The organism is Brumicola blandensis (assembly GCF_031846165.1).
Classification (GTDB): domain Bacteria; phylum Pseudomonadota; class Gammaproteobacteria; order Enterobacterales; family Alteromonadaceae; genus Glaciecola; species Glaciecola blandensis.
In genome coordinates this window covers 246,058-264,717 of the sequence record NZ_JAVRIE010000006.1, presented here as the reverse complement: position 1 = coordinate 264,717, position 18,660 = coordinate 246,058, and the positions used below count along the sequence as shown (strand labels likewise).

Below are 18,660 nucleotides of genomic sequence, written 5' to 3'. Positions count from 1 at the left end.
TGCATAACTTCACCAAGCCTTCAAAATGCAGTGTTCATAAGAACGATTGAGGCTTGATAAACAACTGATCACTACATTTTGAGAGGATATCATGGATACCATCGTACGCTTTTTCCAAGAAGGGGGTTCGTTTATGTTCCCTATCTCTATCGTTCTAGCTATTGGTTTAGCAATCGCTTTAGAGCGTTATTGGTTCTTGGGTTCTGCCCGTCGCACGAATAAAAAAGCGTTTAAAGAGCTGGAGCCTTTACTTGCTAGCCAGAACTTCGACAAGATTATTCAAATCACTCAAAATAGCACTGCACCCATTGCACGCGTTATTGGTGCCGGCATCACACGTTTAGGTGTAAGCCCTCGTCGTGAAGACATAGAATACGCAATGGAAGAAGGCTTGATGGAAACTGTTCCTCGCCTTGAAAAACGTACACAATATTTGGGCATGCTAGCCAACATCTCAACCTTGTTGGGCTTGTTAGGTACTATCATCGGTCTGATTGCTGCATTCTCGGCCGTCGCAAACGCTGATCCATCAGAAAAAGCGAGCTTATTGTCGCAAAGTATCTCTGTTGCGATGAACACAACGGCTTACGGTTTGATTGCTGCAATTCCTCTATTACTACTTCATTCATTGTTACAAACGAAAACGACTGAAATCGTAGAAAGTATGGAGATGGCTGGCGTGAAGTGCTTGAACACACTCATTGCTAAAGAAAACCTAGCGCCAAAAACACGTACGACTGACCAGTAGGAAGCATTCTCATGATTGGACGACGCCACGGGCGTAACGCCAAGAAAGAAGACGCTGAATTAGACATCACCTCGTTCATGAATTTGATGATCGTACTGGTGCCTGTCTTATTAATGATGATGGTGTTTTCGAGAATTACGGTTGTTGAACTTCAATTACCGGGCATTGAGGCACTTGCTGCCGACGATGAGCCAATTGAAAATCAAAGCTTAGAAATTCTTGTGACCGATGACGCATTAAATATTTTCTTCCCGCAAGGCTATTTGGTACGTAGTGTGCCGAAAATACCCGCCGTGCCTGAAGAAGGTGAAGCGCCTGCTCCAACTGGCACAGAACCTGTTATGCAGCACGATTATAAAGGGCTGCAAACACAACTTAAACTAGTGAAACAAACGCTATTAGCACAGTCTATCGACAAGAAAGACATTGTGTTAATGCTACCGGACGAAACTGACTATCAAACGATTATTAGCTTGATTGACGCGACACGCTCCTACAAGGCCGTTGTTGCAGTATCGGTAGTCGACGCAGAGTTGTTTCCAGAAGTCTCTTTAGCAGAAGCACCAGCTCGCTATGAACTTAAAAATGCGGGAGGTGCACAATGAAGCAATCAGCACGCGCTAAACGCATGGCTCGCGCCAATAAAAGTCGCACAGCAAAGTTGAGTCTAGTATCGCTGATGGATGTTTTTACGGTACTCGTTTTCTTTCTAATGCTAAATGCTTCAGATGTGCAAGTATTGCAACGTGATAACTCTGTTGAACTACCAAAATCAACAGTAAAAACACCAGCAAAAGAAACGCTGTTGTTGATGATCACTGCGCAAGACATTCTGTTGCAAGGTAAGTCATTAGCGAAGACCAATGATTTGTACGAGCAGCGCGAATATACGATTGATGCGCTGAAAACGGAGTTGTTGTATCAAGCTTCGCGTACCGTTGCTGCGCCAGTAGATAGTGATGATCCTGATGCAGAAGATCCGGGCTTATCGATTACTATCATGGGCGATAAATCGGTTCCTTACGAGATCTTAAAGAAAATCATGCAAACCAGCGCTGAAGCCGGTTATACCAATATCGCCTTGGCGGTAGAGAACCAGCTTGAATCAAATAGTGATGTGGCTGCACCAGTTGATGACGCAAGTCAGGGTGGTGGATAATGAGCAGCGCGAACTACAGTAAGGTTTATTTTCATTCAGAGCTCCCTTGGGAAAGCAGTTCAAGGGAAAATGCAGCATTCACCAAAATAACGATCGTGTTGCTATTGCTCACGCTAGCAATTGCGGTGTTTGTGCAAATAACAGAGTTACCTGAGATACCGCGAGCGGAGCGTGAAAAACTGCCACCGCAATTAGCTAAGGTAATTAAAGCGAAGGAACCACCTCCGCCACCGAAGGTGATTGAGCCAGAGCCTAAACCAGAGCCTGAACCTGAAAAACCAAAGGAAGAGCCAAAGCCAGAGCCGAAGCCAGAACCAAAACCTGAGCCTAAGCCAGAGCCGAAGCCCAAACCTAAGCCGAAGCCAAAAGAGCCGACTTTAGAAGAGAAAACGAAAGAGGCGCGTGAAACGGCGAAAAGCAAAGGTGTACTCGCCTTGCAAGATCAACTTGCCAGTATGCGTGATGCCGCCAACTTAAATAATTTGGCGAATACACAGCAAACTCAAGGCGGTGGTCAACAAGAAAGCACGCAACGCAAGATTCTAGGTCGTGAAACTAATAAAACCAGTGGCGGTATTGCGCTGGGAAGTTTGAGCTCCGACGTTGGCGCTGCGGGTGAACTTGAGGGGCGTCGTAATACTGAATTTGTGGCAGCTGAAATAGGTGAGGCGTCATTGGCGACCAAGCGTATTGAAGAAGAGCAGCAAATTATTGGTAGTCGTGATCTCGATAGTATCAGGCAAATACTCGACGCCAACAAAGGTGCAGTATATTCCTTGTATCGTCGTGCCTTGCGTCAAGACCCTTCTATTGAGGGTAAGCTAACCGTGCGTTTGGTAATTGAGCCGGATGGTTCATTGTCAGAAGTGAAGTTAGTTAACAGTGAGCTGGATGCACCTGAACTGGTGGAGAAACTCATTGGACGTATTGGTCTTATTAACTTTGGTGTTCAAAACGTTACCAAAACTGAGTTAGAATACTCGTTCAATTTCTTACCATTTTAGAATTATGAACGATAATAGCTTAAAGGGCGAAGCAAATGCTTCGCCCTCTTCCTCACCTAATGACTCATCAGCAGACACTGCGAGTGAGCCAGCAGCACAGCAAAATCAACAAGCGAACAACCCACTGCATGGCGTTAAGTTACAAGTAATTGTAGAAAAACTAGAGGCTGAATACGGTTGGGAAGGGCTTGCTTATCGTATCAACATCAATTGCTTTAAGTCTGACCCTTCAGTGAAAAGTAGTTTGAAATTCTTGCGCCGTACGCCGTGGGCGAGAGACAAAGTAGAACGTTTATATTTGAAGACTTTCCATAAGAAATATCGTCCTGAGAGCTATTAGCGACAGTTGATCTTTGGGTCAATTCATTGCACAGTTAAGTCATGACATGGCTATCCAGGACCCGCAAGATGCACAGACGCACATTTTCACCCCGTCACCTTTTTTCCTTGTGCTTCATCGTTTGTTTTTCTATTTTCGTATCTGCATGCGGAAGTACGCCTTCCACAAAAGGCACTGCTCAAACGAGCAATCAGGCCCAGAGTAAGGTAGATGCAGAGAAAGCGGCATTGGCCAAGCAGCAACAAGAAGCTGCAAAAAAACAAATTCTCAATTATGCAAAAGCAGATGCTGACTATCGTGCGCTCGTGGCTAAATTCAGATCGGGCCAGGCGAGCAATGGAGATTATGATGCGATTACCCGAGTATATCCCCTCACCTCAAATTACAATCCCTACGCAAGTGCGGAACAAACCCAAAAGCTGGTCGCTTTCGAGCACATGGAAAGCAAACAATGGGATGCCTGTTTGCGTGCCACTGATATTATTTTGAATGAGAACTTCACGAGCTTAACAGGCCACTATGGCGCGATGGTGTGCCATTATGAACAAGGTCAACAAGCGCAGGGCGAGTTTCACAATCAGCTGTTAGATGGGTTCATCGATGCGGTGTGGCGCTCGGGTGATGGGCGCTCGCCGGCCACAGCGTTTTATATCACCAGCAGTAACGATTTATACGCCTTTGTGCAAATGCATGGTTTTATCGTGACTGGCCAGTCGTTGGTTTATCATCAAGAACGCCCGATGGATGCCATTAGTGTTGAAAACCCCGAAACGGGTGAAGAAGCAACATGGTATTTTGATGTCACAGCGCAGTTTAGGCGCGGGATCCTAGACGATCTAGAAGCCCGCTAAGGCGGTAGGTACGCGTTATTCCCGCACATATGTCATTCCCACAGATATGTCATTCCCGCGCAGGCGGAAACCCAACCGATACGCGTCATTCCCACACAGATGTCATTCCCGCGTAGGCGGGAACCCCACTCTATCGTTTACGCACAGGCTTATACTGAGTAGAACAATACCCTCTGCTCACATCGGGGCTGCGGAGCTTAATATGCTTGGTTTTACGTCCGCTCACTCTAGCCCGCCAATTATTAAAGGTTTTACGCTTTATATTGCTGCGCATGATTTCAATCACTTCTGGCTCAGACACGCCAAATAAGCGCTCTATCGCCTCAAATGGCGTGCGATCTTCCCACGCCATTTCGATAATACGCGAGGTCTCATCTTCGCTGAGTAATTTTACTTTGTTTCTGACACTTGTTTTCATGCTTTCCTATACGCAAAAAACTAAAAAGGGGGTCAGAGTTAATTTAAAAAGGGGTCAGAGTTAATTTTTTCTTTCTGTTCGAACAGGTCCTCAACAATGTAAACACGCTGTACGGCATCCTGCCCGCTCCCAAACGGCATTTATGCCGTTTGAAGGTTTACATTGTTCAGGACCTGAACAAACCACAAAAAACTAACTCTGACCCCTTTTTAAATTAACTCTGACCCCCTTTTTGCTGTTTTGCATAGTTTACGAAAAAACAATTCTTGTTAAGGCTTTGTTAAATTTTGTTATTGTAATCGTTTACATTATTGGTTTTAATGGCGTCTGGCGATTTATAGGGCAGTGGAAAATGAAAACAGTTTTTAAACAGACGATGACAAGTATGGTTGTGGCGAGTGCGCTTCTAATTGGCGCGTGTGGAAGTGGTGGCGGTGCAGGAAATTCTTCACCAGATATGCCAACTACACCACCTCCACAACCAGCTCCAAGTCCTGAAACCAGTGAATTGATCAAAGTGAATCAGTTGGGTTTCTTGCCTGATAGCGTCAAAGAAGCAGTGATCCCTGCTACCAATAGCACGAACTTCGAGCTTGTTGATATGAGCACAAACACGGTAGTGATGAGCGGTGACTTAGCAGTAGAACGTACTTGGTCTGTCGCAAACGATACAGTGCAACTCGCCGACTTTTCTTCACTGACTACTCCTGGTGAATATGCACTGCGCGTAGCAGGTGTCGAGACAGATGCTACAGTTGTAATTGGTAGTGACGTATTTCTTAGTGCCCACGATGCTGCGCTGAAAGCGTATTACTTCAACCGTGCCAGTTTTGCCCTCGACGGCGCTTACGCTGCTGATTGGGCGCGTCCTGCAGGTCATCCTGATACAAATGTGTTGGTCCACAGCTCGGCTGCTGATGCTAATCGGCCAGAAGGAACCGTGATCAGTGCGCCAAAAGGATGGTATGACGCAGGGGATTACAATAAATATATTGTGAACAGCGGTATTTCAACATACACACTTATGGCTGCTTATGAGCATTTCACGAGTTTCTATCAGAACCGCGATGTAAACATTCCTGAATCGGGTAATTCGATCCCAGACATACTAGAAGAAATAAAGTGGAACTTGGATTGGATGATGGCCATGCAAGACCCCAATGATGGTGGTGTTTATCACAAGCTCACCACACTCAACTTTTCTGGCACGCAAATGCCACACCTTTCCACTGCACAGCGTTACGTAGTGCAAAAAGGAACAAGTGCTGCTTTAAATTTTGCTGCCGTTATGGCTTCAGCCAGTCGTATATATGCGGACATACCAGAATATCAGAGTGTTGCACAAAGCTACCAAAGTGCAGCAGAAAGTGCATGGACTTGGGCACAAAGCAATCCGAACGTGGCCTATAATCAGCCCAGCGATGTCTCGACTGGAGAATATGGTGACGGTAACTTTGACGACGAGCGTTTATGGGCTGCCGCGGAACTGTTTTTGTTAACGCAAGACCAGCAATATCTGACTAGCTTCAAAGCGATGAGCAGCCGTCAAAGTGCTCAACCAAACACACCAGCGTGGCCTGAAACAGCTACCTTAGGCTATATATCAATGCTATCGGCCGGTAAGATGTTGATTGAGCAGAGCGATTTCAATACCTTTCAAGCGTCTTATATCGCTTTAGCAGACAGCATTGTTGCTCAATATGAAACTTCAGCTTATGGTGTTGCCATGCAAGAGGAAGACTTTGTGTGGGGCAGTAACGCTGTTGCGTTAAACAAAAGCATGGTCTTGCTGTTTGCCTATGAGCTAAGCGACAATATGGCATATAAAAATGCTGCGGTTGGCCTAGTGGATTACGTATTGGGTAGAAACCCAACAGACTATTCCTTCATGACGGGTTTTGGTAGCAAAACGCCAATGGATATTCATCATCGACCGTCATTTGCTGACACTGTTTCTGAACCGGTACCAGGGTTTGTTGCTGGTGGGCCTCAGCCTGGTCAGCAAGACAACTGTAATTATCCATCGCCTTTACCAGCTTTGAGCTACTTGGATGATTGGTGCAGTTACTCAACTAACGAAGTGACTATCAATTGGAATGCACCGATGGTCTATTCATTAGCTGCTTTACATACAGGCCAATAAGTAAAGCGCCTGCAAACGCTGAGCCTTAATCGATTTGGTAGCCTACTCGCTTCTCATTGATTAAGCTCAGTAGTTCGCTTGCTGCTACGGCATCGGACATTGCTCGGTGATGGCGTTGCATATCAATCTCAAAATGCTTAGTTAAGTTTGCCAATGAGTATGAAGGTAAACCCTTATAGTATTTCCGCATCTCTCTAACAGTGCACAATTTTGGACGTCGAAAACGACGCTCTAACCTTTCAAATTCGGCCTTTATGAAGCCGTAGTCAAAGTTAACGTTGTGCGCTACGAATACACAGTCTTTAGTAAACTCGTCTATATCGTCTGCGACTTCTGCAAATAGCGGTGCATTGGCAACTAGTTCGTTATCAATACCGGTGAGAGAAGTGATATTGGCGGGAATGCGTCGCTGTGGATTGATCAACGATTGCCATTCAGCAATCACTTCACCACCACTCACTTTCACCATGCCAACTTCGGTAATTCTGTGATGTTGAGCTCGCCCGCCCGTAGTTTCTATATCGACCACTACGTAGGTCTGCATAGGGTCAAAGGTCCACACGACATTCGTGATGCGCACATCAAAGTTAAGCGCTTGCAGCTTCTGAATGCTCAATAACTGATTACGACGCAATTGATCGCCTTCGGATTTTACTTCTTCAAAACGTAATTTATCGTTTTCTATTAACATTAAATCAGGAAAACCATCGCTTAAATTTTGCCAGTCCTGTGTCATACAACGCAGCAGTGACAAGAGCTGTGATAGTTCGCTGTGTTTTATCAGTAAATTCAGTCGTTCTAAAATGTTCTTACGCCAGCGGAAAACAATGTTTCCTTCGCCATAGTGCTTGGTTGCCACAAAGCTGAGTTGCTGAAATAAGCTAGCTTTGGTGTGGGTGTTGTTGATGCGGGTTTCAATATGTTCCTTGGCCAAATCATAGAACTGATTAGACTTTAATGAAGTGGGCACATGGTCGAACTCATTGCTTAAGCCCAAGCCATCGAGTTCGTATATTTCATACCAAAAATACAAGCCAAATAATGCCCGCCATATTTCGTTTTCGGTGCGAAGAGCCAGGATGTCACGTTGCTCATAATAGGCCACGACGCCGCGCTCAACCGCGCCTTTATGAATTTCGTCAATCGCGATCGTTTGGGAGTTGTCGCGCAACATATCGGTCAACACGCTGGTGCGCTTTTTATGATACTTTCGAGCAAGGAAATCTTCTGCAAAGGCTAAGAGATCTTCACACAAAGGTGCTTGGATAATACTTTCTAACCTTGCTTCCACGGCCTCGGTGTGACCCTGTTTATACGCTTCGCGGATCCATTTCTCGCTGGCTGCACTCGAACCAATATTTTCTAAAACATCGAGTGCATGTGTTGCATCGAAAGACAGTAGATCATTGGCAAGTAACAATTGTAGTCGTTGATGTAATTCTGTGGCCTTGTCACCCATCGGAGAGCACATAGTGGATAGCTGCTCCAAGATATAAGCCTTGTGCTCGTCTTGATGTTTTTGACCTTGAACTTGATCGTTTGGTGGTGAGTGTTTGAAATTCGCCAAAGCAATGCGCACGTCGTTGAGTTGAAAGTGCAGGTTAAATGCACTCTTTGCGCTGTCTATGCTGTCGAAACGCGCTAAAACCTGAGCTTGTTCTTTACGCGTACGCATGACGCCTAAATCTCGCATAGAAAACTGGTTTAGTTTTGCGTGAAAATTACCAAAATAGAGGTATAAAAAGTAATGAATGGGCCTCTCAAAATTGCCCTCCCAATAATCGCTAGCAATACTGCTGTCACAAATTTGTTCGGCGCTAACTTCCGATAACAAGACATCGACAAGCGTCGACTTCGGCGCCGATTTCTTATATTCGATGGCTTCTTCCAGCAACACATTGATTTCTTCCAATAGGCTAAGAATGTCTGCTTTTGTTAAATGCTCGACAAACTCCGCTGCATGCTTGCGTTGAATAGGTCTGAACCATTTGTCCTGAAAAAGCTGATAAAAATTATCATCAATGTTATCGATTTCATCATACACGTACGTACTCGGTTTAATAAATATCGACTTACGATTAACGAACCGAATGATTAAACATTGTTGGTCTTTGCTGAGCGCTTGAAAGCGCTGGATGAACGTTTGATCCTCTTCATCTAATAATGAGGCACATGGGCCTGTCACAAATTTCAAGAATTCATGAAAGTGGGTGTGATAATAGTAGGTTGGTAAGTCGCGCACGTTATCCAAAAAGCTAAATGTTTCTATGCCGCAAAGCATACTAAATAACTGTGTAAATATACAGTGCTGATTTGGATGCTATAAATGCATGCTTCACAATCGTTACAAATGTATGCTTTACTAACATTTCTTTAAACGAATACGCAAAGGAAGCTCATGTTTAGTCATATCATGTTGGGTGCAAACGACATTCAAGAATCAAAGAAATTTTACGACGCAATCTTCGCTGTGCTTGGCTGCAAGCCAGGTGTCATTGATGATAAAGGCCGTTGTTTTTGGTACGAAAAAACCGGTGTTTTCTCAGTAACAAAACCCATTGATGGCCAGCCTGCGACTCACGCAAATGGCAGTACATATGGATTTGCGGCAAAATCAACCGATGAAGTGGACGCTTGGTATCAAGCCGGTTTAGAGAACGGCGGGACAGCCTGTGAAGATGCTCCGGGTTTGCGTAATAATGGCAAAGTCGACCTGTATCTAGCCTATTTACGCGATCCGGCGGGAAACAAAGTTTGTGCGCTTTTTAAGCCTTAATTTTGGCTGTTATTAGTACAATCGGGCCTTAAGGTTGGATACTAATATTTATGAGAGTGCCGTTCGTAGCGCGCTAAAAGAGTTTAGTCTAAAGCAAGCGATCGTACTCTCTCTAATATGTTGCCATCGTGTCGGTAGCTATTATGACCGTTTTAGTAGAGCCGAAACTTGGGGAAATCCAGATAAACTGAGAAACGCGAGAACGGCTGTTTACAATTGGTTGAAAGGCGTTAATACGGATTACAAAGGGCAGAGTGCATCACTTGAAGTTGAAATTCCCGATTCTGATGATTTTGGTTCGGTTGAAGCAACTCTCGCGCAGGTCGCTGCCATTGCTCATTATTATATGGTTGAGCAGCTCGAATCGAAGGAAATACAATTGACACAGTTGGTACTAGATCGCTGTTTAGAAATAGCTGATGTTCGAATCCAAGAGCTATTAGATAAAGATTCAAGAATGGAACCGTCGATCGCTGCAATAGAGTCACATAACATTTATCAAAAAGAAATGCGCTTGCATGTGGAGCTTCTGAAAGGAATAAAAGGTAGCTTAGACCCGGTTGAATTTGTAGATAAAGTGTTAGCAGTAAAGAAAGACAAACAAGAACAATTTGATTTCAGGTTGGACGAAGAAAATTAACAAGGATTAGCATGAAGAATTTACTCACCGTTTTAGTGATATTTTTAACTTATGGTTGCAGCTCGACGGCTAATAATAGCCAATTTACAGGTGATCTCTCGACAAGCTCAACAGATCCTCAATATGGTTATATTGAATCAAAGCCGGTTGAACTGGGTGGCTTTATGCGAGGAACAAAATACGAGGGTGCACACTTTGAGTACTTCAGTAGCTTACTTGGGCCACAAGGGCAGAAGGTGAAGGTCGAGCGCCTAGGCAGCTGTTGTGAATTTGAGGATGCATCTTTGCCTCTCGGTGGTGGTTTACTAGATCGTTATGAGCTTACCTATGAGGGCCAGAAAAAACCGGCTGTCATTTACGTCAATCTCTACCGTTTCGAGCAACCCAAAGCACCGCAGGGGTTTACACTCTTGTAAGGCAATGTCTGAATTAAGGGATTAATTATATATGAAAAATGGCATCAACAACTTCGTTAAAACAGCCAATCAATATCTATTATTTACTGGGCTAATCATTATAGTCGGTTTTTTTGCCTATCAACTCGCCAAAGAAATCTTCAAAAGTGATTATCAAAAACACAATTCAATAGCACTTGTCGATGAAACTGAATTGGAAGAATATCCTATCGAGCTCCAAACAAGTTTCGTTAACAAATATAAGGATGTGTTCCTTTTCAGGGTAAGTTCAAACAGGCTCGCAAGAGAAGATAAAGAAGTCAGCAATTTAAGAAAACCGTTAGCTATGATGAGTAACAGCTTCGGAGGTTATGAGGATCTAGAAACTGTTAATTTCTTATTCACAGGCGCCAGTTATAAAAGAACCTTACTCGACAAAAATTCCCTGATTCTCGATTACACTTTTCTTAACGATACGGTAGACATTGACTCTTACAATCGCCAATTCAAGTTAGATAAACACCTCTTTACCGTTGTGAAAGACGATACGAATAAAGACAAGCAACTGAACCGCAAAGATAGTATCGATCTATTGGCGAGTGATTATGACGGCAGAAATGTCACCACCGTTTTTTCAGATATCGAAAATTATGAAATTGTTGATCACAATGTCTTACTTGTTATCCGAATGGTTGACGAGAAAAAAGAAGCAACTCTTTATGACTTGGTTAGCGGTGCTAAGACAAAGATTGATATTGATGTACCAACGACCTAAGCGTCATGGCGTGAGACCAGGGAGAACAATCAACCAACCTGAATTTTCTGCTTCGCTACCCATTCAAAATATTCGGTCAGCTCTGGATTATCTTGTATTAGCGAGAGGCTGTTGAGGTGTTTGGCTAACTCCATCTCGCTGAAGCGTCGATGTAATCCGTTGTGGCACTGTCTACAAATATCGATGCCCTGAGCTAGCTCGGCTTTGCTGTAGTGTTTTTTGAAATAGTTGCGTCGATGCATCTTTTTTGGGATCAAGTGATGGAAGGTCAGGTGCGTTCGTCGATGACACAGGGGACATTCGCCTAAACTACTTCGGCGAGGATATTTGCGGGTTTGGCTTCGGCTTCTATTTTCCATATTTTAAGTTACGTTATATGTGACGATTACGATTTTGAAAAACATTTTAGTTTTTGCACGTCCTAAAACGCATTCATCTCGTAGTAATATCAAACACGTAAATTTGTATAGGTAGTTCGTATGAGTTTAACCAGTGCAGCCACGTTTGAGTGCCCTTACTGTATGACGTATAACGATCTAGAGATAGACGAACAAAATGATGTGGGTCAGCAGCAAATTGTAGATTGTCAGATTTGTTGCTCACCTATAGAGCTAAGCATAATAGACAACGGCTTTGGTATTGAAATCATTGCCAAACGAGATGACGAATAAAATGACGATAAAAGCTTTCAACGCCAGTGACATTGAAAATATGCCGCAACGAGTGCGAGCAAATTTTATCAATTCACTTTCAGGGTTTAAAAGTGGCAACTTAATTGGTACCACCGATAAACACGGTATCGATAACCTGGCTGTCGTGAGTTCGGTCTTCCATGTTGGGGCCCATCCTCCCTTGCTCGGCATGATAATGCGACCGCATTCGGTACCGCGTGATACCTTGCAAAATATTAAAGATAGCGGTGAATATACAATCAATCATATTTGCACCGACTTAGTTGAAAAAGCGCATCATACATCTGCCCGTTTTGATTCTGATGTGAGTGAGTTTGAACCACTTGGCTTAAGCCCACAAATGAGTGAACAGGTGAAAGCGCCCTATGTACTTGAAGCTCAAATCAAGTTGGGTATGCAGGTGCAAGATATTCAGGTACTCGCAATCAATCAAACTGAATTAGTCATTGGGCAAGTCGTTGAAGTGATTCTGAACGAAACGTGGGTCAGTCAAGATGGCTATGTGGATATTGAATCAGCCCAGTCTGTTGCTGTATCAGGTCTTGATTCTTATCATACCACTTCTCGTTTGGGGCGCTTTAGTTATGCAAAACCAAATGAAAACTTACATCACCTAGATATAAAAACTGGAAAAGCTAGAGAGAACTCATGATCCCGAATTTAGACCAATTATTGATTGTTTGCGGTATTGCAATCGTTGCTGTTGCTGTGATTGTATGGATTTTGGTTAAGTTACCAATGGATGACCAATCTAGCCGCGATGAGTAAATACTAGTTTAAGCTAGATCAAATAAAGTTAATTTTTTGAATAGTTTTTGTAGATGGATCCAAAAACTTTCGGTATAAGTATCAATAGTGGTAAACATTAAAAGCACCACCCTTTGCAAACTCGTCATTTTTTGGCGAGTTTTTTTCGTTTAAGGGCCAGTGTAAAAGAGAATCATTTTTATTTTCGTCTACAAATTGGGAAACGCATTATGAATAACGTTAATCGTCGCGACTTTTTAAAATTATCAGGCTCTACTCTAATCGGCCTTACATTGGGTGGCGTTGCATTAAATGCCAACGCGCAAGAAAAGCTAAAACTAGATGATCCGACAGCTATGGCGCTTAAATACGTTCATAAGTCTGAAGTTGAAGGCAAGAAGTGTTCAAACTGCCTATTGATTCAAGGTGAAGATGGTCAAGAATGGCGTCCATGTGGTGCATTCCCAGGTAAGCTTGTGAATGCAAATGGCTACTGCTCAGCTTGGGCATTAAAGCCATCATAAGATAGTTTTACTAAAAAAGTAAAAAAGGGGTCAGAGTTAATTATTTTTTCTTTCTGATTTGCACAGGCCCTTAATAATATAAACACGCTTTTCGGCATCCTGCCCGCTCCCAAATGGCATCCATGCCATTTGAAGGTTTATATTATTAAGGACCTGAACAAACCGCGAAAAAATAATTAACACTGACCCCTTTTTTGTTATTTTATTGGGCGCATAGCGTCTTTAAAGTGCTTATGTTCATAAGCGCCATTTGCAAAACTTGGTTTGAGAATCGCTTTATTTGCTTTTTCATAGTGGTAGGCCAAGTTTAATAGCAATGCTTCATCCCAAGCAGTGCCCATGAAGCTTAAATTAATGGGTAAACCTTTCATGTCGCCCATCGGAACACTCACTTGAGGGTAGCCCGCAATAGCGGCTAACCAACCCGCTCCAGCAAATCCTCCAGGAAAGCTGTCACCATAAACGGGGTCAATCAAGAAGGCCGGTGTTTGACTCGGCATCATGATAGCGTCTACATTGTGGTCCTTCAGAAGCTTGTCGATGCCATTGTCTTGTGTTGAGACTCTTAAGAATTCTTTGATTTCTTTATAGTCGTCATCATAACCATTCTTTGCTTCTGCCTGAACAAACAAGCTTTGGTCGAAGATAGCGAGCTCTCTTTCACTACTGTCATTGAACTTCATTACATCTGCTAATGTGCGTGTAGTCACCGCTTGTGCACTGTTAGCCAAATATGCATTTAGCTCGTGTTTGAATTCGATCAGTAAAAGATCTAGTGCCTTTCCCCAGAATCCTTCGGGTGTTTCGAACGCTTCAATCATAACCAGTTCAACACCATAGCCTTTCATGATCTGCTGAGCATTTTCAAAGGCTTCAATGATTTCTGGATGGTCACCCTGCACGGCTTTAAATACGCCTATTCGCTTGCCTTTGAGGGTTTTCCCTAGTTCGTTTAAATAATCTTTAGCGTGCAAGTCGGCTTCTTTCGTGTACGAGTCCATAGGATCGCTTCCAGCCATAACTGACAGCATTAGTGCGGCATCTTCAATACTTCTTGTCATTGGTCCTGCAGTGTCTTGCGTCACAGAAATAGGTACGATATGTGTGCGAGATAACAAGCCAACAGTCGGTTTGACACCCGCAATGCCGTTCATGGCAGTTGGGCAAATAATGGAACCGTTGGTTTCAGTACCAATTGCCAAGGAGGCGAATTGCGCAGCGATTGCCGCGCCTGAACCAGATGATGAACCGCAAGGTGTTCTGTCCAAGCTATGCGGGTTTCTTGTTTGGCCACCTAACGCACTCCAGCCGCTGACCGAGTCGTTTGAGCGGAAGTTAGCCCATTGAGATAAATTTGTTTTACCTAAAATGATCGCACCCTCGGCTTTGAGTTTGGCGATAATGGGCGCGTCACGCTCGGTCATATTATTAGCTAACACAATCGCACCGGCGGTTGTTGGCAGTTCGCTGGTTTCCACGTTGTCTTTTACCAGCACGGGTATACCATGTAACTTACCTAAAGCATTGCCTTCAGCTCGATCTTTGTCTTTCTGTTTGGCTTCAGCTAGCGCGTTTGGGTTTAAGGATAGTACTGCTTGTACTTTTGGTCCCTTGCGATCTAAGGCATCGATACGTGCTAAGTAAGCAGCAACCAATGTTTCAGAACTTAACTCTCCTTTTGCAATTAATCGCGCTTGTTCTACGGCACTTAAATCTAATATTGCGGGGGTGCTAATGCTGGTTTGATAAGCTGCTTGCTCATGCTTTGCATGTCCATCCGCCCCGAAGGTGTTGAAAGAAAGTGCTATCAATAGGCCGGTGGCGCTGAGGGTACGAACTAGATTTCTCATATTATTTTCCATGTTATAGAGCAAGCTAATGATGTGAAGCCAAGGCTTGTGCAAATAAGCTACACTGTCTAAGCCGGTCTCAACGGTATTAATTGTTATCGAAAAATGCAAGTATCAAGGTTCTTTTATGGAGGGAAGTTTATGACAAGTGTAAACGAGTCTGCACCACAACATGATAAGTTGAATTATGTCGAGTTTGCAGCGCGCGACTTAAAAGCCACAAGCATATTTTTTAATAAAGCCTTTGCATGGGATTTTACTTGGTATGGTGAGGAGTATGTGGCATTTTCAAATGAAGGATTAGATGGCGGTTTCTATCAAGCTGACTTGAAGACACGTGAAGAAACTGGCGGGGCGCTACTCATCTTTTATTCCAATAATTTGGAGTCAACGATGGCGAAAGTCAGTGAATCTGGCGGTGACATCGTCAAGCCTATTTTTTCTTTTCCGGGCGGACGACGTTTTCACTTCTTAGAGCCCAGCGGTAATGAGTTCGCGGTGTGGTCAGATTTAGGTTTGGAGGAAGCATGAAAATTTACGGTGATATAAAATCAGGTAATTGTTATAAAATTAAACTGACATGCGACTTACTCTCCTTGCCCTACGATTGGATTCACGTAGACATTATGGCTGGGGACACAAAAACCCCAGAGTATTTGGCAAAGAATGCTGCGGGGAAAATCCCCCTTCTCGAATTAGATGATGGTCGGTTTCTGAGTGAGTCGAACGCGATTATCAATTTCCTTGCACACAATACGAGCTTATTACCAAGCGACCCATATGCACTTGCGCAGGTTCAGCAATGGCAGTTCTTTGAGCAATACAGCCATGAACCCTTTATCGCCGTTGCCCGTTTTATCAATAAGTATCTGGGTATGCCAGAAGAACGCAAAGCGGAGTATGAAAAACTTCAAGCAGGTGGACACAAAGCGCTCAGGCTGATGGAGTCGCAGTTGGGAAAAACGCAATACCTTGCTGGCGACAAACTGACTACTGCGGATATAAGTTTGTATGCTTACACGCATGTGAGTGACGAGGGTGGATTTGATTTAGCGAGCAATCCAAATATTCAAGCTTGGCTAAAACGGGTTGAAGCACATCCAAATTATTCAGCTATGTCTTGAAGTATTAATTCAAAATACGGCAGTGAGTGATAAAAACGGCTATTTGCATTCTAAGGTTGGAAACATCAACTGAGAAGTGAGTGAACATACATCCGTTTTGTGCAAAAGGTGGTAGGTTAGGCTGAGCCTTTCGAAAAAGTCTTATATCTAATGAATGACTACAAAGCCAAAGATTATAGACAATGCACTTAAAGTGACAATTCGACATTTAATGAGTTGCTTGCGGTTTTAGTTGACTGACAAAAAAAACATCCAAAAGCCGTCGTTGACGAGTACAGCAAATTTAAATATCGATGCTCTCTGAAATCTCTAATGCGTCGTCAACTTCGATGCCCAGATATCGAACTGTACTCTCTAATTTAGAATGACCGAGGAGCAATTGACACGCCCTAATGTTTTTAGTCTTTTTGTAGATCAAAGATGGTTTGGTTCGCCGTATCGTATGAGTACCATAGTGCGTCCCTTCTAATCCGATTGAGTTTATCCACCCATCGACAATACGGCTATATTGACTAGTAGAAAGATGCGGTGAATCCTTTATACGAGATTTGAAAAGATAATCGGAATTATCAAGCGCTTCTTTTTGAATCAATGCTTTTATTGCTGCTCTAGTCTGCTCAGTAATTTCAAATTGAACAGGTCTGCCAGTTTTTTGCTGAATTATCTTAGCTCGCGACTGAATATTCATTCCTAGCGCAATATCTCTGACACGCAAGGATACTAAATCACAGCCCCTGAGTTTGCTATCTAGGCCAAGACTAAATAATGCTAGGTCCCTTATGTTGCCAGAAATTTCTAACCTGATTCGAATCGCCCATATTTGCTTTTGTTTCAAAGCTAGTTTTTGACCAACGAGCTTTCCCTTATTCCAAGGCTCTTTTTTCTTGTAAACGGCAATTGGGTACATAAGTATTCTCCAGAGTTCAGATAAACAGCAAACTTAGAGAATATGATTGCAATACAAATGCCATGTATAATAGTATTTAATACTACCAATTAGGCTGTGAAGTAAATTATGGGCATGATTAAAAAGAGCATCACTGTTACTGATAAACAAAATGAGTGGATGCAAAGTCAGTTGAAAAGCGGCGAATACGCCAGTGATAGCGAATTACTGAGAGATTTAATACGCAAAGAGCAACGTCGAAACGAAGACATTAATGTCATCAGAGAGGCGCTAATTATGGGGGAGCAAAGTGGTTATTCCACCAAGTCCGCTGAACAAATTTTGCAGGAGTTTAAAGACAAGCGCCGTATAAATGCATGACTATAGGCTAACACTTGCCGCAGAAATGGACCTTGCTGACACTTTAAAATATGGCGAAGCTCATTTCGGTACCCAATCAGCACTTGAGTTTTATGAAGGTCTACTGAACGTATTTCCAAAAATAGTTAATAATCCTGCTCAATTTGCCCGAATTGATGACGTGCGCAAAGGATACCGCAGAACAATTTATCAAACGTATTCCATCTATTTCATCGAGCGCGAAAACTTCATAGAAATAACGCGCGTTATACGCAAGTACCCAGTAAAACTATGACCAAACTGTTAAGAAACGACTAACAGGAATCATCCAGTTGCAGACATAGTCTGAGTGTTTGCAACCTATAGCCAGACATCCATATCTTGACTACCAAGGATGGCCATAACATCTACCCAGTCCTGATTAATACGATAGTAAATAACATCTGCGCGATGAGGAAATCGTCTATAGCCTTGCCTAAAATGGTCGATTGATTGATAAGCTAGAGGTGTTGCTGCTATCTTTTCAAAGGCGTCAAAGAAACTTTGAAAATACTCATCAGCTTGCTTTTCACCAAATTCTTTATAGCCATAGACATATATTCGCCGTAAATCTTCTTTCGCTTCAGAAGTTAAACGGTACTTAGTCACCATCATTGACGCTATGTTTGAACTCCGCAAGCATTTCTTGAGGGGATTGATACACAAAATCGCTTTTTTCTGCTCGGTCAAACTTTTGATTAATATATTCGGCTCGTCTAGCTCGTCTGACTAAATCATTGATTAGTTCACTTTTGTTAGCGTAATCGCCAGCACCATCGACTTGCAGTTTGAGCCACTCGTCGTTCTTTTCAGTTAGAGTTACGCTTTGCCTAGGCATATATTATTGCTCCTATTTAAGTGGTGCAATATTACACCAATCAATTTAGTCTTTCCACTTGAACTTTAGTCCAGATTTGTTTGATCGAAAAACGATAAATAGGGAACCCAAGCGATACTTTCTGGGTGATAACAGGTATAAAGCAAATATTGAAGAGGAAATTAGGGCCTGCTTGCATCCACAAGCAGTCATTCGCAAACTGATAATTAAGCAATCACTACTCGACTCATAACGTTGAATAACACCGTCGTCAAGATATTTGTTTCGAAGGGTCAGAACCACTAGAGGCCGAATCCTCACCTCGGTTAGCAGAAGGTTGCGATATCGCAAATTAAAGCTTTAGGCATTGAT

At 43.1% G+C, this 18,660-nt stretch carries 25 protein-coding genes; 18 read left to right on the top strand and 7 right to left on the bottom strand.

The window, feature by feature from the left end; all coding sequences use genetic code 11:
* Positions 1-91 precede the first annotated feature (91 nt).
* From RM544_RS14870 to RM544_RS14845, 6 genes are all read left to right on the top strand, one after another.
* A complete protein-coding gene (locus RM544_RS14870) occupies positions 92-748 on the top strand; it encodes a MotA/TolQ/ExbB proton channel family protein (protein ID WP_311362593.1) in 657 nt (218 codons plus the stop codon).
* 11 nt (positions 749-759) lie between these two features.
* The gene (locus tag RM544_RS14865) at positions 760-1,353 is read left to right on the top strand and encodes an ExbD/TolR family protein (RefSeq protein ID WP_311362592.1); all 594 of its coding nucleotides are present in this window, start codon (positions 760-762) and stop codon (positions 1,351-1,353) included.
* Positions 1,350-1,907 carry an ExbD/TolR family protein gene (locus RM544_RS14860; RefSeq protein ID WP_311362591.1) on the top strand — a complete coding sequence of 186 codons (558 nt, stop codon included), beginning with the start codon at positions 1,350-1,352 and terminating at the stop codon, positions 1,905-1,907. The genes RM544_RS14865 and RM544_RS14860 overlap by 4 nt, the downstream gene beginning before the upstream one ends.
* Entirely contained in the window at positions 1,907-2,911 is a 1,005-nt protein-coding gene (locus tag RM544_RS14855) for an AgmX/PglI C-terminal domain-containing protein (protein WP_311362590.1), read from the top strand. The genes RM544_RS14860 and RM544_RS14855 overlap by 1 nt, the downstream gene beginning before the upstream one ends.
* A gap of 124 nt (positions 2,912-3,035) precedes the next feature.
* Positions 3,036-3,251, top strand: a complete 216-nt coding sequence (locus RM544_RS14850; RefSeq protein WP_311362653.1) for a VF530 family protein — start codon at positions 3,036-3,038, stop codon at positions 3,249-3,251.
* 68 nt (positions 3,252-3,319) lie between these two features.
* Positions 3,320-4,102 carry a DUF4919 domain-containing protein gene (locus RM544_RS14845; RefSeq protein ID WP_311362589.1) on the top strand — a complete coding sequence of 261 codons (783 nt, stop codon included), beginning with the start codon at positions 3,320-3,322 and terminating at the stop codon, positions 4,100-4,102.
* 130 nt (positions 4,103-4,232) lie between these two features.
* Here the strand turns inward: RM544_RS14845 and RM544_RS14840 are convergent, their stop codons facing one another.
* The gene (locus tag RM544_RS14840; protein WP_311362588.1) at positions 4,233-4,520 is read right to left on the bottom strand and encodes a TIGR03643 family protein; all 288 of its coding nucleotides are present in this window, start codon (positions 4,518-4,520) and stop codon (positions 4,233-4,235) included.
* Between the two features lie 352 nt (positions 4,521-4,872).
* On the opposite strand from RM544_RS14840, the gene RM544_RS14835 reads away from it, so the two are divergent.
* The gene (locus tag RM544_RS14835; RefSeq protein ID WP_311362587.1) at positions 4,873-6,663 is read left to right on the top strand and encodes a glycoside hydrolase family 9 protein; all 1,791 of its coding nucleotides are present in this window, start codon (positions 4,873-4,875) and stop codon (positions 6,661-6,663) included.
* A 25-nt stretch (positions 6,664-6,688) separates the two neighbouring features.
* Here RM544_RS14835 and RM544_RS14830 read toward each other — a convergent pair whose 3' ends face one another.
* On the bottom strand, positions 6,689-8,905 hold the full coding sequence (locus RM544_RS14830; RefSeq protein ID WP_311362586.1) for an exonuclease domain-containing protein: 2,217 nt from the start codon (positions 8,903-8,905) through the stop codon (positions 6,689-6,691).
* A 156-nt stretch (positions 8,906-9,061) separates the two neighbouring features.
* Here RM544_RS14830 and RM544_RS14825 point away from each other — a divergent pair, with 156 nt between their 5' ends.
* The 4 genes from RM544_RS14825 to RM544_RS14810 are packed head-to-tail and all read left to right on the top strand — an operon-like array spanning position 9,062 to position 11,249.
* Positions 9,062-9,439 carry a VOC family protein gene (locus tag RM544_RS14825; RefSeq protein WP_311362585.1) on the top strand — a complete coding sequence of 126 codons (378 nt, stop codon included), beginning with the start codon at positions 9,062-9,064 and terminating at the stop codon, positions 9,437-9,439.
* 34 nt (positions 9,440-9,473) lie between these two features.
* Positions 9,474-10,079, top strand: coding sequence for a DUF416 family protein (locus RM544_RS14820; protein ID WP_311362584.1), 606 nt, complete (start codon positions 9,474-9,476; stop codon positions 10,077-10,079).
* 11 nt (positions 10,080-10,090) lie between these two features.
* Entirely contained in the window at positions 10,091-10,495 is a 405-nt protein-coding gene (locus RM544_RS14815; RefSeq protein WP_311362583.1) for a hypothetical protein, read from the top strand.
* A 31-nt stretch (positions 10,496-10,526) separates the two neighbouring features.
* Entirely contained in the window at positions 10,527-11,249 is a 723-nt protein-coding gene (locus RM544_RS14810; protein ID WP_311362582.1) for a hypothetical protein, read from the top strand.
* A gap of 29 nt (positions 11,250-11,278) precedes the next feature.
* On the opposite strand, the gene RM544_RS14805 is transcribed toward RM544_RS14810, so the two are convergent.
* Positions 11,279-11,608 (bottom strand): hypothetical protein, encoded by a 330-nt coding sequence (locus RM544_RS14805; protein ID WP_311362581.1) that lies wholly within the window; start codon positions 11,606-11,608, stop codon positions 11,279-11,281.
* Between the two features lie 120 nt (positions 11,609-11,728).
* Between RM544_RS14805 and RM544_RS14800 the strand changes: the two genes are divergently transcribed.
* From RM544_RS14800 to RM544_RS14790, 3 genes are all read left to right on the top strand, one after another.
* Positions 11,729-11,920 (top strand): zinc ribbon domain-containing protein, encoded by a 192-nt coding sequence (locus tag RM544_RS14800; protein WP_311362580.1) that lies wholly within the window; start codon positions 11,729-11,731, stop codon positions 11,918-11,920.
* A gap of 1 nt (position 11,921) precedes the next feature.
* Positions 11,922-12,593: a flavin reductase family protein gene (locus RM544_RS14795; protein ID WP_311362579.1), complete on the top strand. Its 672-nt coding sequence runs from the start codon at positions 11,922-11,924 to the stop codon at positions 12,591-12,593.
* A gap of 325 nt (positions 12,594-12,918) precedes the next feature.
* Positions 12,919-13,212 carry a high-potential iron-sulfur protein gene (locus RM544_RS14790; protein WP_311362578.1) on the top strand — a complete coding sequence of 98 codons (294 nt, stop codon included), beginning with the start codon at positions 12,919-12,921 and terminating at the stop codon, positions 13,210-13,212.
* 197 nt (positions 13,213-13,409) lie between these two features.
* On the opposite strand, the gene RM544_RS14785 is transcribed toward RM544_RS14790, so the two are convergent.
* Positions 13,410-15,062 carry an amidase gene (locus RM544_RS14785; protein ID WP_311362577.1) on the bottom strand — a complete coding sequence of 551 codons (1,653 nt, stop codon included), beginning with the start codon at positions 15,060-15,062 and terminating at the stop codon, positions 13,410-13,412.
* A 141-nt stretch (positions 15,063-15,203) separates the two neighbouring features.
* On the opposite strand from RM544_RS14785, the gene RM544_RS14780 reads away from it, so the two are divergent.
* Both RM544_RS14780 and RM544_RS14775 read left to right on the top strand, forming a co-directional pair.
* Entirely contained in the window at positions 15,204-15,593 is a 390-nt protein-coding gene (locus RM544_RS14780) for a VOC family protein (RefSeq protein ID WP_311362576.1), read from the top strand.
* On the top strand, positions 15,590-16,186 hold the full coding sequence (locus RM544_RS14775; protein WP_311362575.1) for a glutathione S-transferase family protein: 597 nt from the start codon (positions 15,590-15,592) through the stop codon (positions 16,184-16,186). Before RM544_RS14780 ends, RM544_RS14775 begins: the two co-directional genes overlap by 4 nt.
* 283 nt (positions 16,187-16,469) lie before the next feature.
* Here the strand turns inward: RM544_RS14775 and RM544_RS14770 are convergent, their stop codons facing one another.
* A complete protein-coding gene (locus RM544_RS14770) occupies positions 16,470-17,093 on the bottom strand; it encodes a tyrosine-type recombinase/integrase (RefSeq protein WP_311362574.1) in 624 nt (207 codons plus the stop codon).
* A 114-nt stretch (positions 17,094-17,207) separates the two neighbouring features.
* On the opposite strand from RM544_RS14770, the gene RM544_RS14765 reads away from it, so the two are divergent.
* Together RM544_RS14765 and RM544_RS14760 are read left to right on the top strand one after the other, a co-directional pair.
* Positions 17,208-17,453 carry a type II toxin-antitoxin system ParD family antitoxin gene (locus tag RM544_RS14765; RefSeq protein ID WP_311362573.1) on the top strand — a complete coding sequence of 82 codons (246 nt, stop codon included), beginning with the start codon at positions 17,208-17,210 and terminating at the stop codon, positions 17,451-17,453.
* Positions 17,446-17,727, top strand: coding sequence for a type II toxin-antitoxin system RelE/ParE family toxin (locus RM544_RS14760; protein WP_311362572.1), 282 nt, complete (start codon positions 17,446-17,448; stop codon positions 17,725-17,727). The genes RM544_RS14765 and RM544_RS14760 overlap by 8 nt, the downstream gene beginning before the upstream one ends.
* Before the next feature lie 65 nt (positions 17,728-17,792).
* Here the strand turns inward: RM544_RS14760 and RM544_RS14755 are convergent, their stop codons facing one another.
* The gene (locus RM544_RS14755) at positions 17,793-18,086 is read right to left on the bottom strand and encodes a type II toxin-antitoxin system RelE/ParE family toxin (protein ID WP_311362571.1); all 294 of its coding nucleotides are present in this window, start codon (positions 18,084-18,086) and stop codon (positions 17,793-17,795) included.
* Positions 18,073-18,309 (bottom strand): ribbon-helix-helix domain-containing protein, encoded by a 237-nt coding sequence (locus tag RM544_RS14750; RefSeq protein WP_311362570.1) that lies wholly within the window; start codon positions 18,307-18,309, stop codon positions 18,073-18,075. The genes RM544_RS14755 and RM544_RS14750 overlap by 14 nt, the downstream gene beginning before the upstream one ends.
* Positions 18,310-18,660: the final 351 nt, after the last annotated feature.

Coding starts and splice junctions, on each gene's coding strand:
- RM544_RS14870 (WP_311362593.1), top strand. CDS start 92: ATGGATACCATCGTACGCTTTTTCCAAGAAGGGGGTTCGTTTATGTTC.
- RM544_RS14865 (WP_311362592.1), top strand. CDS start 760: ATGATTGGACGACGCCACGGGCGTAACGCCAAGAAAGAAGACGCTGAA.
- RM544_RS14860 (WP_311362591.1), top strand. CDS start 1,350: ATGAAGCAATCAGCACGCGCTAAACGCATGGCTCGCGCCAATAAAAGT.
- RM544_RS14855 (WP_311362590.1), top strand. CDS start 1,907: ATGAGCAGCGCGAACTACAGTAAGGTTTATTTTCATTCAGAGCTCCCT.
- RM544_RS14845 (WP_311362589.1), top strand. CDS start 3,320: ATGCACAGACGCACATTTTCACCCCGTCACCTTTTTTCCTTGTGCTTC.
- RM544_RS14840 (WP_311362588.1), bottom strand. CDS start 4,520: ATGAAAACAAGTGTCAGAAACAAAGTAAAATTACTCAGCGAAGATGAG.
- RM544_RS14835 (WP_311362587.1), top strand. CDS start 4,873: ATGAAAACAGTTTTTAAACAGACGATGACAAGTATGGTTGTGGCGAGT.
- RM544_RS14825 (WP_311362585.1), top strand. CDS start 9,062: ATGTTTAGTCATATCATGTTGGGTGCAAACGACATTCAAGAATCAAAG.
- RM544_RS14815 (WP_311362583.1), top strand. CDS start 10,091: ATGAAGAATTTACTCACCGTTTTAGTGATATTTTTAACTTATGGTTGC.
- RM544_RS14810 (WP_311362582.1), top strand. CDS start 10,527: ATGAAAAATGGCATCAACAACTTCGTTAAAACAGCCAATCAATATCTA.
- RM544_RS14805 (WP_311362581.1), bottom strand. CDS start 11,608: ATGGAAAATAGAAGCCGAAGCCAAACCCGCAAATATCCTCGCCGAAGT.
- RM544_RS14800 (WP_311362580.1), top strand. CDS start 11,729: ATGAGTTTAACCAGTGCAGCCACGTTTGAGTGCCCTTACTGTATGACG.
- RM544_RS14795 (WP_311362579.1), top strand. CDS start 11,922: ATGACGATAAAAGCTTTCAACGCCAGTGACATTGAAAATATGCCGCAA.
- RM544_RS14790 (WP_311362578.1), top strand. CDS start 12,919: ATGAATAACGTTAATCGTCGCGACTTTTTAAAATTATCAGGCTCTACT.
- RM544_RS14785 (WP_311362577.1), bottom strand. CDS start 15,062: ATGAGAAATCTAGTTCGTACCCTCAGCGCCACCGGCCTATTGATAGCA.
- RM544_RS14780 (WP_311362576.1), top strand. CDS start 15,204: ATGACAAGTGTAAACGAGTCTGCACCACAACATGATAAGTTGAATTAT.
- RM544_RS14775 (WP_311362575.1), top strand. CDS start 15,590: ATGAAAATTTACGGTGATATAAAATCAGGTAATTGTTATAAAATTAAA.
- RM544_RS14770 (WP_311362574.1), bottom strand. CDS start 17,093: ATGTACCCAATTGCCGTTTACAAGAAAAAAGAGCCTTGGAATAAGGGA.
- RM544_RS14765 (WP_311362573.1), top strand. CDS start 17,208: ATGATTAAAAAGAGCATCACTGTTACTGATAAACAAAATGAGTGGATG.
- RM544_RS14760 (WP_311362572.1), top strand. CDS start 17,446: ATGCATGACTATAGGCTAACACTTGCCGCAGAAATGGACCTTGCTGAC.
- RM544_RS14755 (WP_311362571.1), bottom strand. CDS start 18,086: ATGATGGTGACTAAGTACCGTTTAACTTCTGAAGCGAAAGAAGATTTA.
- RM544_RS14750 (WP_311362570.1), bottom strand. CDS start 18,309: ATGCCTAGGCAAAGCGTAACTCTAACTGAAAAGAACGACGAGTGGCTC.